Annotated in this window: 13 protein-coding genes; 11 read left to right on the top strand and 2 right to left on the bottom strand. The window is 74.0% G+C overall.

The genetic code is table 11. The features are described from left to right. Nucleotides 1-29 precede the first annotated feature (29 nt). Both BLU42_RS19930 and BLU42_RS19925 read left to right on the top strand, forming a co-directional pair. Nucleotides 30-857 (top strand): CPBP family intramembrane glutamic endopeptidase, encoded by an 828-nt coding sequence (locus BLU42_RS19930; protein WP_407940233.1) that lies wholly within the window; start codon nt 30-32, stop codon nt 855-857. A gap of 18 nt (nt 858-875) precedes the next feature. Continuing rightward, a complete protein-coding gene (locus BLU42_RS19925) occupies nt 876-1,517 on the top strand; it encodes an alpha/beta fold hydrolase (protein WP_091078686.1) in 642 nt (213 codons plus the stop codon). Here the strand turns inward: BLU42_RS19925 and BLU42_RS19920 are convergent, their stop codons facing one another. Further along, the gene (locus BLU42_RS19920; RefSeq protein ID WP_231918353.1) at nt 1,518-2,333 is read right to left on the bottom strand and encodes a sugar phosphate isomerase/epimerase family protein; all 816 of its coding nucleotides are present in this window, start codon (nt 2,331-2,333) and stop codon (nt 1,518-1,520) included. 73 nt (nt 2,334-2,406) lie between these two features. Between BLU42_RS19920 and BLU42_RS19915 the strand changes: the two genes are divergently transcribed. From BLU42_RS19915 to disA, 5 genes are all read left to right on the top strand, one after another. After that, nucleotides 2,407-3,207: a hypothetical protein gene (locus BLU42_RS19915; protein WP_091078679.1), complete on the top strand. Its 801-nt coding sequence runs from the start codon at nt 2,407-2,409 to the stop codon at nt 3,205-3,207. Between the two features lie 14 nt (nt 3,208-3,221). After that, nucleotides 3,222-3,857, top strand: coding sequence for a VOC family protein (locus tag BLU42_RS19910; RefSeq protein WP_091081160.1), 636 nt, complete (start codon nt 3,222-3,224; stop codon nt 3,855-3,857). 43 nt (nt 3,858-3,900) lie between these two features. After that, nucleotides 3,901-5,016 (top strand): histidinol-phosphate transaminase, encoded by a 1,116-nt coding sequence (gene hisC, locus BLU42_RS19905; RefSeq protein WP_091078676.1) that lies wholly within the window; start codon nt 3,901-3,903, stop codon nt 5,014-5,016. Between the two features lie 3 nt (nt 5,017-5,019). Further along, nucleotides 5,020-6,423, top strand: a complete 1,404-nt coding sequence (gene radA, locus BLU42_RS19900) for a DNA repair protein RadA (protein WP_091078672.1) — start codon at nt 5,020-5,022, stop codon at nt 6,421-6,423. A 72-nt stretch (nt 6,424-6,495) separates the two neighbouring features. Then, entirely contained in the window at nt 6,496-7,572 is a 1,077-nt protein-coding gene (gene disA / locus BLU42_RS19895) for a DNA integrity scanning diadenylate cyclase DisA (RefSeq protein ID WP_091078669.1), read from the top strand. Between the two features lie 21 nt (nt 7,573-7,593). On the opposite strand, the gene BLU42_RS20790 is transcribed toward disA, so the two are convergent. Then, nucleotides 7,594-8,433 (bottom strand): hypothetical protein, encoded by an 840-nt coding sequence (locus BLU42_RS20790; protein WP_157720112.1) that lies wholly within the window; start codon nt 8,431-8,433, stop codon nt 7,594-7,596. A gap of 325 nt (nt 8,434-8,758) precedes the next feature. Between BLU42_RS20790 and BLU42_RS19880 the strand changes: the two genes are divergently transcribed. The 4 genes from BLU42_RS19880 (at nt 8,759) to BLU42_RS19865 (ending at nt 12,806) form a co-directional block, all read left to right on the top strand. Beyond that, on the top strand, nt 8,759-9,661 hold the full coding sequence (locus BLU42_RS19880) for an HhH-GPD family protein (RefSeq protein WP_231918352.1): 903 nt from the start codon (nt 8,759-8,761) through the stop codon (nt 9,659-9,661). Nucleotides 9,662-9,671: 10 nt separating this feature from the next. Then, complete coding sequence (locus BLU42_RS19875) at nt 9,672-10,571, top strand: aldo/keto reductase (protein ID WP_231918351.1); 900 nt, start codon at nt 9,672-9,674, stop codon at nt 10,569-10,571. Between the two features lie 270 nt (nt 10,572-10,841). Then, complete coding sequence (locus tag BLU42_RS19870) at nt 10,842-11,813, top strand: IS481 family transposase (protein ID WP_091079479.1); 972 nt, start codon at nt 10,842-10,844, stop codon at nt 11,811-11,813. A gap of 18 nt (nt 11,814-11,831) precedes the next feature. After that, entirely contained in the window at nt 11,832-12,806 is a 975-nt protein-coding gene (locus BLU42_RS19865; protein ID WP_091078659.1) for an alpha/beta fold hydrolase, read from the top strand. The last annotated feature ends 226 nt before the right edge of the window (nt 12,807-13,032 follow it).

Here is a 13,032-nt window from a genome sequence, read left to right as displayed (position 1 = left end):
CTCCTCGGCCGGCCGGGCAGGATGGGCCCGTGGCGATGGCGTTGCGCGAGCGGCTGGTCGGTCCCTCCGGGTGGTCCGGGCTGGTCCTGCACCCGCCGGCCCTGCCGGACGTGGCGCGCAGCCGCTACGGCTTCGAGATCTTCCTCGTGCTCGGTCTGTCGCTCGGGCGCTCGGCGGTCTACTCGATCCTCTCGATCGTCGAGCGGGAGACGCGAGGGGTGCCGCTGGCGGCGCAGACCTCGACGCTCAACTCCTCCGCCACGCCGGACCGGCCCTGGCTCGACCTCGGCTACCAGCTCGTCGGCATCGGCTTCGCGATGGTCCCGGTGCTGCTCGCCCTCTACCTGCTCAACGCGACGAACGCCCCCGCCGGCCGCCTGGTCGGCCTGGTCCCGCCGCGCCCGCGGATCGACCTGCTCGGTGGGGTCGTCATCGCGGCGTGCATCGGGATCCCCGGGCTCGGGCTCTACCTCGGCGCGCGGGCGCTCGGCTTCAACACCGACGTCCAGGCCTCCGGCCTCGGCGACCACTGGTGGACCATCCCGGTCCTCGTCCTCTCCGCGGCGCAGAACGCGGCGCTCGAGGAGGTGATCATGGTCGGCTACCTCGTCGTCCGCCTGCGCCAGCTCGGCTGGGCGATGCCGGCGGTGATCGCCTTCAGCGCGGTCGTGCGCGGCTCGTACCACCTCTACCAGGGCTACGGCGGCTTCGTCGGAAACCTGATCATGGGCGTGGTCTTCGTGCTCGTGTTCCTGCGCTGGCGACGCGTGACGCCGCTCGTCGTCGCCCACACCCTGCTCGACGTCGCCGCCTTCGTCGGCTACGCGGTGATCGCGCCACGCGTGAGCTGGCTCTGAGTGGGCGAGGATGATCACGTGACCACCACCGCCCCCGCCGTCGTGCTGCGCCCCGCCACCTCGGCCGGCGGCAGCGACGAGTCGTGGCAGCAGGCCTGGACGGGGCGTGGCCGCACGGCCCTGCTCCCCGACCTCTCCCCCGCGCCCGGGCTCGTCGTCCTCGAGTCGCCCGGGTTGAGCGTGCTCGAGGCCCTGGACAGCGCGGGTGCCGCTCGAGCGGTCCTCTGCGGGAGCGGCTACGGCGCGATGGTCGCCCTGCACGTCGCCGCGAACCACCCCGACCGCGTCGCCGCCCTCGTCCTGACCACGGCCAGCCGGGCGGTGGACCGCCAGCGCCGCGGGCTCGCCGACGCCGCGTACGGGCTGCTGTCGGTCGGCCGGGTGCAGCAGCTCCACGGGCCGCAGCGCCGGGTGCTCGAGCTGCTCGACCAGGTCCGCACGGTGGACTGGACGCCCTTCGCGGGCCGCGTCGAGGTGCCGGCCGTGGTCGTGCTCGGCGAGCGCGACGCCATCAACCGCGGGCCCAGCCGCCGGCTGGCCGCCGTGCTGCCCGGCTCCGAGCTGCTGGTCGTGCCCGGCGCCAAGGAGGGCTGGGTCGCCCGTGACCCGGCGGCGCTCGTGGAGGCCGCGGCTCCGTTCCTGGAGCGCGTCAGCGCCTAGTCACCGCTCCTGCGCGGTCCCGGTCCCGTCGACGGCGAAGCTCCGCGTGGCCGCAGCCAGGTGCTCGCGGGTGAAGTCGAGCGCCTGGCGCAGGTCGTCCTCGCGCTTGGCCCGCGAACCGCTCTTGCGCGAGTTGACCTCGAGCACGACGTGGCCGTCGAAGCCGTTCTCCGCGACCCAGGTGAGCGTCTCGCCCGCGCGCTGGTCGCCGAAGCCCGGCATCAGGTGCTCGTCCTTGCGGGAGCCCGTGCCGTCGGTGAGGTGGATGTGCTGCAGGCGGGAGCCCCACGACTTGGCCAGGTCGATCGACTGCTGCTGGGCCGTCGAGGCGTGGGAGAAGTCGAGCGTCAGGTGCTCGTACGCCAGCTCGGTCGGGTCCCAGCCGGGCACGTACGCCTTGACCTCACGGCCCGGCGTGCGCCACGGGTACATGTTCTCGACGCAGAAGGTGACGTCGTACTCGGCGTTGAGCCGCTCGATGCCGGCCACGAAGCCGCGGGCGTACTCGGCCTGCCAGCGGAACGGCGGGTGCACGACGACGACGTCCGCCCCGAGGCGGATGGCGGCCTCGGCGGAGCGGTCGAGCTTGGCCCACGGGTCGGTCCCCCACACCCGCTGGCTGATCAGCAGGCAGGGCGCGTGCACGGCGAGCACCGGCACGCCGTGGTAGTCGCGCAGCTTCTCCACCGCGTCGATGTCGGCGGCGACCGCGTCGATGCCGACCATCAGCTCGACGCCGTCGTAGCCCAGCTTGCGGGCCAGCTCGAAGCCGCTGGACGTGCCCTCCGGGTAGACCGAGGAGGTCGACAGCGCCACCTTCGGGAGTGCGGGGGACGACTGCGCCTCACGAGGGCTCGGGTCCGTCACCCTGCGAGACTACGCTGGTCCGATGCCCGAGGTGAGCGTCGGATTTCCGCGGGCGTGGACGGAGTTCACCGACCCCGACGACCCGGACCAGGTGTTCCGCTGCGACCTCACGTGGCTGACCTCGCGCTGGACCTGCATCTTCGGCCGCGGCTGCCCCGGCATCTACGCCGACCGGCCCGACGACGGCTGCTGCACCCTCGGGGCGCACTTCGCCGACGACGAGGACGAGCAGCGGGTGGCCGAGGCGGTGGGTTCGCTGACGCCCGAGCAGTGGCAGCACCGTGACGTCGGCCTGCGCGCCGGGTGGGTCGAGCTGGAGGACGTGACCGACCTGCCCGAGGGCACCGAGCCCGCCCGCAAGACCCGCGTCCACGACGGCGCCTGCGTCTTCCTGAACCGTCCGAGCTTCCCGGGCGGCTCTGGCTGCGCCCTGCACCGGATGGCCCTCGAGGTCGACGTGCCGATCACCGAGACCAAGCCCGACGTGTGCTGGCAGCTGCCGCAGCGGCGCCAGTACCGGACCGTGACGCGGACCGACGACACGACCTACCTCGAGGTGAGCATCGGCGAGTACGGCCGCGAGGGCTGGGGCCCGGGCGGGCACGACCTGGACTGGTACTGCTCGTCGAACACCGAGGCCCACGTCGCCGACGCCCCCGTCTACGCCACCAACGCCGACGAGCTGCGCGCGCTGATGGGCGAGCGGGCGTACGCGGTGCTGGTCGGGCTGTGCGAGGAGTTCGAGACGCGGAGGGGCCGGCTGCTGGCCCATCCCGCGGACCCGGTGCCCACCCGTGGCTCATCCCGGGTCAGGATGGGCTGATGCAGGGGACCACGATGCAGCTGGACCACCTCGCCTTCGCCGCGGGGCCCGAGGGCCTCGACGAGACGACCCGGCGGCTCGGGGGGCAGCTCGGGGCCCGCTTCGTCGACGGGGGCTTCCACCCGCGGTTCGGCACCCAGAACCGGATCCTCCCGCTGGCCGGCGGGCAGTACCTCGAGGTGGTCGAGGTCCTCGACCACCCGGCCGCGGAGAAGGCGCCCTTCGGCCAGGCCGTCCGCGCCCGCTCCGAGGACGGCGGCGGCTGGCTCGGCTGGGTCGTGTCCGTGAGCGACGTGGCGCCCTTCGAGCAGCGGCTCGGGCGCACCGCGGTCGACGGCAGCCGGTTCACCCCCGACAACCACCAGCTCCGCTGGCGCCAGCTCGGGGTCAAGGGCCTGCAGAGCGACCCGCAGCTGCCCTTCTTCGTCCAGTGGCTGAGCGACCCCGCCTCGCACCCATCGGCGGGCGGCGGGGACATCGCCCTGTCCAAGCTCGAGATCGCCGGCGACCACGACCGCGTGGACGAGTGGCTGGGCGGCAAGGCCAACCTGGTGCTCGACCACCTCGACATCGAGTGGGTCGCGCCCAACGGCCAGCCCGGCATCGTCGCCGCGGTCTTCGCGACGCCGAACGGCCTCGTGCGCCTGTAGGTCGCCAGACCCCGTCCTGCTGCCCCGGTCGAACGAAGGACCCATGCCCGTCCCGCTGCGCCCCGCCGTGTCCGCGCTGCCCGCGTACGTCGCCGGCCGTCCCGCCCCCGAGCGGGGTGACCTGGTCACGTACAAGCTCTCGAGCAACGAGAACCCCTTCGCCCCGCTGCCCGAGGTGCTCGACGCGGTCGCCGAGGCGAGCCGCGCGATGAACCGCTACCCCGACATCGCCAACACCCGCGTCGCGGAGGCCCTCGCCGCCCGTCTCGGCGTGACGCCCGACCGGCTGGCCCTCGGCACCGGTTCGGTGGGCGTGCTCTACCACCTGCTGCAGGCCGTCTGCGGGCCCGACGACGAGGTCGTGCACGCCTGGCGCAGCTTCGAGGCGTACCCGATCTCGGTGCTGCTGACCGGCGCCCGCTGGGTCGGCGTGCCCCTCGGGCCCGGGGCCGAGCACGACCTCGACGCGATGCTCGCCGCGGTCGGCCCGCGCACCCGCGCCGTCCTCCTCTGCAGCCCGAACAACCCGACCGGTCCGGCGCTGCGCCACGACGAGGTGCTGCGGTTCGTCGACGCGGTGCCCGACGACGTGCTGGTCGTCGTCGACGAGGCGTACGTCGAGTTCGTCACCGACCCGGCCGCCGTGCGTGGGCTCGAGGTGGCCGAGGGGCGCGACAACGTCGTGGTCCTGCGGACGTTCTCCAAGGCGTACGGGCTCGCCGGCTTCCGCGTCGGCTACTGCGTCGCGGAGCCACGCCTGGCCCAGGCGGTGCGTTCGGTGGCGCTGCCCTTCGGGGTGTCGCTGCCCGCGCAGGCCGCCGTCCTGGCCTCGCTGGAGCAGGAGGACGCGCTGCTCGCACGGGTCGCCGAGCTCGTCGAGCGGCGCGACGCGCTGGTGGCCGGGCTGCGCGAGCGCGGTCTCGACGTGCCCGACGCGCAGGGCAACTTCGTCTGGCTGCCCGCCGGCCCGGGGACCACTGCGGTCGCGGAGACGTTCGCCGACGCCGGGCTCGTCGTGCGCCCGTACGTCTCGGGCCAGCCCGGCGACGGCGTCCGGATCACCGTCGGCGAGACCGAGGCCAACGCCCGGGTGCTCGAGGTCGCCGCGCGGCTCGGGCGCGCCGGGACGGAACTGTCAGAGCCCCCGCCTACCGTCTGAGCCGTGCCGAAGACTGCGAGCAGGCCCGGGTTCCACTGCACCGAGTGCGGCTGGACGACCGTGCGCTGGCAGGGCCGGTGCGGGGAGTGCCAGACCTGGGGCAGCGTCGTCGAGGCGGGCGCGCCCAAGCTGGCGCAAATCCGGTCCCAGGCGCCCAGCGCGAAGGCCGTGCCCATCGCCCGGGTCGACCCCGACCTGGCCGCGCGGACGCTGACCGGGGTCGGCGAGCTCGACCGCGTGCTCGGCGACGGGCTCGTGCCGGGCGCCGTGGTGCTGCTGGCCGGCGAGCCCGGCGTCGGGAAGTCCACGCTCCTGCTCGAGGTCGCCGCCCGCTGGGCCAAGGCCGGGCGCCGCACGCTCTACGTCTCGGGCGAGGAGTCCGCGGCGCAGGTGCGGCTGCGGGCTGGACGCACCGACGCGCTGGCCGACGAGCTCTACCTGGCCGCCGAGACCGACCTCGGCACGATCCTCGGCCACATCGAGGAGGTCGAGCCGTCGTTGCTCGTCGTCGACTCCGTGCAGACCGTCGGCACCGCGGAGGCGGAGGGCTCGCCGGGCGGCCCGACCCAGGTGCGCGAGGTGACCGGCGCGCTCGTCCGGGTGGCCAAGCGGCGCGGCATGGCCGTGGTCATCGTGGGCCACGTGACCAAGGACGGGGCGATCGCCGGCCCGCGACTGCTCGAGCACCTCGTCGACGTGGTGCTCGCCTTCGAGGGCGACCGGCACTCCGGCTTCCGGATGGTCCGCGCGACCAAGAACCGCTTCGGCCCCGCCGACGAGGTCGGCTGCTTCGAGATGGCCGAGACCGGCATCGTCGAGGTGACCGACCCGAGCGGGCTGTTCACCTCCGTGCACGCCGAGCCCGTGCCCGGCACCTGCGTGACGGTGACGATGGAGGGCCGCCGCCCGCTGCTCGCCGAGCTGCAGGCCCTCGTCGCGCCGACCGAGCTGCCGAGCCCGCGGCGCACGGTCAGCGGGCTCGACAGCGGCCGGGTCTCGATGGTGCTCGCCGTGCTCGAGCGGCGCTGCCGCGTACCGGTCGGACGGCGCGACGTCTACGCCTCGACGGTGGGCGGGGCGCGGGTCACCGACCCGTCGGCCGACCTGGCCATCGCGGTGGCCGTGGCGTCGGCCGCGACGAACGCCACGCTCGGCCCGCGCACCATCGCGATCGGCGAGGTCGGCCTCGCCGGCGAGCTGCGTCGGGTGCCCGGGACGGAGCGCCGGCTGGCGGAGGCGGCGCGGCTGGGGTTCACCGACGCCCTGGTGCCGACCGAGGCGCCGGCGGCCGGTCGGCGGCTGGTCGACGCGCGGAGGATCGCTACGAGCGACCGGTCGGGGATGCGCGTCCACGCCGTCCCGACGCTCGCCCACGCCCTGGCCGCGGCCGGCCTCGGAGAGCGCTGACCGTCGCACGACAGGGTTAGGATCGCCCGCGATCGGCCGGAGAGCGGTCGACGCGAGGATCGGGAGCACGCCATGGGGGGCACCGAGGGCGACGAGGGCCCGCGCTTCACGATGCTCGACGAGCTGCGCGCGCTGGCCCCCGGGACGCCGATGCGTGACGGCCTGGAGCGGATCCTGCGGGGCCGTACGGGTGCGCTCGTCGTGCTCGGCGACAACGACGTGATCGACGAGATCTCGACCGGCGGCTTCGCCCTCGACGTCGCCTTCAGCGCCACGGCCCTGCGCGAGCTGGCCAAGATGGACGGCGCCATCGTGCTCAGCGAGGACCGCACACGGATCGTCCGAGCCGGCGTCCACCTCATGCCCGACCGGTCGGTGGAGACGTCGGAGACCGGCACGCGGCACCGGACGGCCGAGCGCGTGGCCCGCCAGGCCGGCCTGCCCGTCGTCTCGGTCTCGTCGTCGATGGCGACGATCTCGCTCTTCCTCGGCGACGAGCGCCACCTGGTCGAGCACTCCGCGCAGATCCTGTCGCGGGCCGAGCAGGCCCTGCAGACCCTCGAGCGCTACCGCGGGCGACTGACCGAGGTGATCGCCCGGCTGTCGTCGCTCGAGGTGCAGGACGCCGTCACCGTGCGCGACGTGGCCCTGGTCGCGCAGCGCCTGGAGATGGTCCGGCGCCTCGAGGAGGAGATCGAGAGCTACGTCCACGAGCTCGGGTCCGACGGCCGCCTGCTGACCCTGCAGCTGTCGGAGCTGGCCGTCGACTTCGCCCGGCTGCCCGAGCTGCTCGAGCGCGACTACCGCGCCCACGACGACGCCGACTTCTCCCTGCAGCACCTGCGCCGGCTCAGCACGGCCCAGCTGGTCGAGCCGGCCGCGGTGGCCCGGGCGATGGGCTTCGGTCCGGTGGTCAACCTCGACGGGCGCGTGGTCAGCCGCGGCTTCCGCCAGGTCGCGCAGATCGGCCGGCTGCCGGCGGCGCTGGGCGTGCGGCTCATCGAGCACTTCGGCAACCTGCAGGCCCTCTTCGGGGCGAGCATCGCCGAGCTGCAGGACGTCGACGGCGTCGGGGAGAGCCGCGCCCGCGTCATCCGCGACGGGCTGCTCCGCCTGGCCGACGCCGCGTACAGCGACCGGCTCGACTGAGCCCGACGCCGCTCCTCGACCCTAGGTGAGGATGACCCGCCAGCGGACCTCGCGGGCGTCGTCGAAGTTCGCGATGGCGACGTAGTAGCCCGGCTTCGGCGCCTCCGGGCGCTTCGTGCAGCCGTCGCCGGAGCGCGAGCCGTCCCACTTCATCGTCCAGTCGACCGACTTCTCGGCCGCCAGCTTGCGGCTGGTGGCGGGCACGCTCTTCGGGCAGTCCTCCGAGGACCAGATGCGGTCGGAGCCGGAGACGATGGTCAACCGGAAGTTGCCGCTGGTGACCTTGACGTAGCAGGCCTTGCCGGAGCCGTTGATCAGCGACAGCTCGAAGGTCGCCGACTTCTTGGCCTTCACCGTGCGGGGGCCGGTGAGCGTCGAGCGCACGTCGTCGGCCGGGCAGGAGGCCAGCACGGGCGCGGCCTTCTTCTTCGACGCGGCCTTCTTCGCCTCCGCCTTCTTCTCGGCCGCCTGCTGCTCCGCCTTCTTCTTCTCGGTGGACGTGGGCGGCGTGGACCGCTCGGCCTTGGCCGTCTGGCCGGGGTCCGGCGTGACCGTGCTCCCCGCGGTGGGCGACCCCGAGGCCAGCGCGCTCGCGGTGGCGGCGAACGGGGTCGGGCTCGCCGAGGCGCTCGAGCTCGCGCTCGGGGACGGGCTGGCCGAGGCCGTGACGGGCGGCAGGGTCGGCTCGGGGACGCTCGGCGGGGCCGGCTCGGCCTGGACCGCCGACCCGGCGCTCATCGCGTTGCCCACCAGGGCGATCACGATGACGATCGCCACGACGGCCGCCACGAGCACGGCCAGCCGCCGCACCCAGTAGCGCTCCCGCGGCTCGGGCCCGACCGGGTGCAGGACGCTGCTCATGGCCCGAGGTTAAGGACGGGTCACGACCTCGGCGGTCAGGCTCGCCGGGCACCCTCGGGGTTCCGCCCACCCTCGCCCCTCGCCCCTCCTTCTCGCCCCTCCCCGCTGACCAGTGGTCAGCTGTCGTCGCGACACGCCGTACGCAGCGACCACGGGTGACCACTGGTCGCTGCGCCGGAGGGCCGGTCGCCGGCTGTTCGTAGGGTGAGGGTCAGCGGCTGGCGCCGGTGGCCGGACGCGGCGCGTCGGAGGACACCCTCGTCCTGCGAGAGAGCGAGGAGAGCGGCGGTTGGAGCGCGAGGCGCGTCGGGGCGAGGCGGAGACGGTGAGGGCCGTCACCCGCTGGTACGACGAGAACGCCCGCGACCTGCCGTGGCGGCGGCCGGGCGCCACCCCGTGGGCCGTCCTCGTGAGCGAGTTCATGCTCCAGCAGACGCCGGTCGAGCGCGTGCGGGAGCCCTGGGCGCGCTGGCTCGAGCGCTGGCCGACCCCGGCGGCCCTCGCGGACTCCCCGTCGGGTGAGGCCGTCCGCGCCTGGGGCCGGCTCGGCTACCCGCGCCGCGCCCTGCGGCTGCACGGGGCGGCGGTCGCGATCGCCGAACGCTTCGGCGGCGAGGTGCCCGCCGACCTCGACGACCTGCGCAGCCTGCCCGGCGTCGGCTCGTACACCGCGGCCGCCGTCGCCAGCTTCGCCTTCGGGCGGCGTGCGGTCGTGCTCGACACCAACGTCCGCCGGGTGATCGGTCGCGTCGCGATCGGCGAGGCCTACCCCGGCACGAGTCCCACGAGGGCCGAGACGGCGGTCGCCGAGGCCTACCTGCCCGACGAACCCGCCGTGGCGGCCCGCTGGGCCGTCGCGTCGATGGAGCTCGGCGCCGTCGTGTGCACCGCCCGGCGACCCCGCTGCGAGGGCTGCCCGGTGCCGGAACGCTGCGCCTGGCGCCGGGCCGGCTACCCGGAGTGGTCAGGACCGCCGCGGCGGGGACAGACGTACGAGGGCACCGACCGGCAGTGCCGCGGGGCGCTCCTGGCCGTGCTGCGCAGCAGCGACTCCCCCGTCGGCCCGGAGGAGCTCGAGGCGGCCTGGCCGGAGCCGGTGCAGCGCGAGCGGGCGCTGGCCTCGCTCGTGGCCGACGGGCTGGTCGTGGGGCCCGCTCCCGAGGACGGCGGGGACGAGGTCCGCTGGGCGCTCCCGGGCGGTCGGGGTGCTGGGACGTCCGCGCCGTAGGTTGGGAGCCGTGTCCCTGACTCCCGACGACGTCCGCCCCGACCCCGGCCGCGGCGAGGCCCTCACCACCGCGCCGGCGCCGCACGCCCCGCGCCGCAAGCTCGTGCACGGCGCGGAGATCCCGGTGCTCGGACTCGGCACGTCGCCCGTGACCGGTGAAGCCGTCGTGCGCCAGGTCGCGGACGCGCTCGCCGCGGGCTACCGGCTGATCGACACCGCGGAGAACTACCGCAACGAGGAGGGCGTCGGCGAGGGGATCCGCGTCTCGGGCGTCGACCGCTCGGAGATCTTCCTGACCAGCAAGCTCAACCGCGAGTGGCACAGCGTCGACGGCGTCCGGAAGGCGTGCGAGGCCAGCCTGGAGCGCCTCGGCACCGACTACCTCGACCTGCTCCTCGTGCACTGGCCCAACCCGGACCAGGACCGCTACGTCGACGCGGTCCGCGGGCTCGAGGCCCTCCGCGAGGAGGGGGTCCTGCACGCGATCGGGGTCTCCAACTTCAAGCCGGCCCACCTGAGGCGGGTCGTCGACGAGACCGGGATCCTGCTCGACGTCAACCAGGTCCAGCTGAGCCCGTACACGACCCGGCCCGACGTCCGGGCCGCGAACGACGAGTACGGCACCGCCACCGAGTCGTGGAGCCCGATCGGCGCCAGCAGCGCCGAGCTGCGCGGCGAGGAGGCCCTGGTCGCCATCGGCGAGCGCTACGACAAGACCCCGACGCAGGTGATCCTGCGCTGGCACGTGCAGCTGGGCCTGGTGCCGATCCCCAAGTCGACGAACCCGGTGCACCTGGCCGACAACCTCGCCGTCTTCGACTTCGCGTTGGACGACGACGACCTGGCGGCGATCGCCGGCCTCGACCGGGGCGACGAGGGCGTCACCGACTCGGACACGTTCGGGCACTAGGCCGTGTCCCTCGATTCCCGGCAGGCGTTGGCGTGGCATCCGCGCCCGGTCCGGCAAGCCGGAGGAGCGAGCGCGCAGCGGGCTGCGCCGAGCGAGGCCGGCGCAGCCGGTCGGGATGCGGGGCCGTGTCAGCGCCCGTCGGGATCGAGAGACGGGGCCTAGGTGTACTGGGCCAGGACGTTGGTGACACTCGGTTCGAGTGCTTGACGTGAAGAGGACCTCCGAGTGCGGTGGGAGATGTGTCGTCTTCTACCGCTCGGAGGCCCTCAGGTGGCTCACGCTAACGCCCGGCTCAATCGTCATGGTCGGCTGCTGCTGATCGAACGCGTCGTCGTCCAGCACTGGCCCGTCGCCCACGCCGCGAAGGCGATGGGGATCTCGCGCCAGTGCGCCTATCGCTGGGTCCGCCGCTGGCGGGCCGAGGGCGACGCAGGGCTGCTCGATCGGTCTTCGCGCCCGCACCACAGCCCCGGCCAGACCCCGGCCGTGGTCGAGGAGGCGATCACGACCGACCGGGTCGAGTACCGCCGCGGGCCGGCGTGGATCGCCGCTCGGCACCCGGTCTGCGCCCGGACGGTGTCGCGGGTCCTGGTCCGTCACCAGCTGCCCAGGCTGGCCGTGCTGGACCCGGTCACCGGCGAGGTGATCCGCGCGTCGAAGACCACCGCCGTCCGCTACGAGAAGGACGCCCCGGGCGAGCTCGTCCACATGGACGTCAAGAAGATCGGCCGGATCCCCGCCGGCGGCGGCTGGCGCGCCCACGGGCGCCTCGCGACCAACAGCGACAAGCACAAGCGGGCCCTGATCGGCTACGACTACGTCCACTCGGTCGTCGATGACCACTCCCGGCTCGCCTACTCCGAAGTACTTACCGATGAGAAAGGCGTGACGTGCGCGGCGTTCCTCGAGCGCGCGCTGGCCTACTTAGCCGAGCGAGGAGTCGACCGAGTCGAGCGGCTGATGACCGACAACGCCTTCGCCTACCGCTACTCCCTCGTCACGGTCTGCGCCGAGCACGGAATCGCCCAGAAGTTCATCAAGCCGCACTGCCCCTGGCAGAACGGCAAGGCGGAGCGCTACAACCGCACCCTTGCCTCAGAGTGGGCCTACCGACAGGTTTGGACGTCGAACGCCGCCCGCGCTGCAGCGCTTGCTCCCTGGGTCGAGCACTACAACACTGAACGAGCCCACTCCGCACTCGATGGACTCACCCCACTCGCGCGACTGTCACCAACCTCATGACCGGGTACACCTAGGCCCGTGGCTCGCACGACGGCGGCGCGAGGCAGCCGCAGCGACGTCAGCGTCGAGCGGGTCTGGTCGGGCGACCTGTACGCCCGCGTCAGCACCGCCGGCGCCGAGGGTGCGCGCGCCTTCGTCCTGGTGCCCGGGATCGGCGTCACCTCGAACTACTTCGAGCGGCTCGCGCTGCGGCTGAACGAGTTCGGTCCCGTGATCGCGCTCGACCTGCCCGGGTTCGGCGGGGTGCCGCACCCCGGTCGCCCGATGACGGTCGTCCAGTACGCCGAGCTCGTGGGAGACGTGGTCGACCGGCTCGGGCTCGAGGACCCCGTCCTGGTCGGGCACTCCATGGGGACGCAGATCGTCGCGGCGCTCGCAGCCACGCGCGAGGTGTCCGACGTCGTGCTGATCTCTCCCGTCGTCAACGCCCGGGAGCGCCGATCCTGGCGCGTGCTGCTGCGCTTCGCCCAGTCCTGCCTGCACGAGCCGCCGCGCGTCGTCGCGCTCGCCCTCTACGCGTACGCGCTGTCGGGAGCGCGCTGGATCTTCCGCATCCTGCCCGCCGTGCTGCGGTTCCGGATCGAGGACGCGCTGCCCCGGATCGGTGCCCGCACGCTCGTCCTCTCCGGCGAGGAGGACCGCCTCGTCCCGCTGTCCTGGACGCAGGAGGTGACCCGCCTCCTCCCGCGCGGCACCTCGTGGCGCATCCCCGGCGCGGCGCACTCGGTCATGCACCGCAACGCCGAGGAGGTCGCCCGGCTCTGCGTCGCCCACGTGCGCGGCCGGCTGCCGGAGGACGACCACGTGCACCGCGTGCCGGAGGAGGTCGTCGACGGTTCCGACGGCCACGAGGGGGTCGGGCTGGCCGCGACCAGGGGGCGCGTCACCGAGCTGGCCGGCGTCCTCACCGACGACGACGAGACCATCGCGCGCGGCAAGACCGAGCAGGCGCAGGCCGCCGAACGGGCCGAGGGCACGAGCGACGACCGCTGAGGCGCGAACGATCTGCAGGACGCTCCCTGAGCCTGTCGAAGGGCCTCGAAGAGGTCAGCGTTCCTCGAATGAAGGCACGCGACCCGGCCGTGGTGGGCACGACGGAGAACGCCAACCCCTTCGGGGCCCTTCGACAGGCTCAGGGAGCGTGCTCCACCCTTCGACAGGCTCAGGGAGCGTTGCTGCGGACGCAGCGAGGCCCGGCACCGCGTCGCGGTGCCGGGCC

Origin of the sequence: Microlunatus sagamiharensis, from assembly GCF_900105785.1 — a bacterium.
Lineage (GTDB): Bacteria > Actinomycetota > Actinomycetes > Propionibacteriales > Propionibacteriaceae > Microlunatus > Microlunatus sagamiharensis.
The sequence above is the reverse complement of the archived record's forward strand: the minus strand, read 5'-3'. Positions and strand labels throughout refer to the sequence as shown.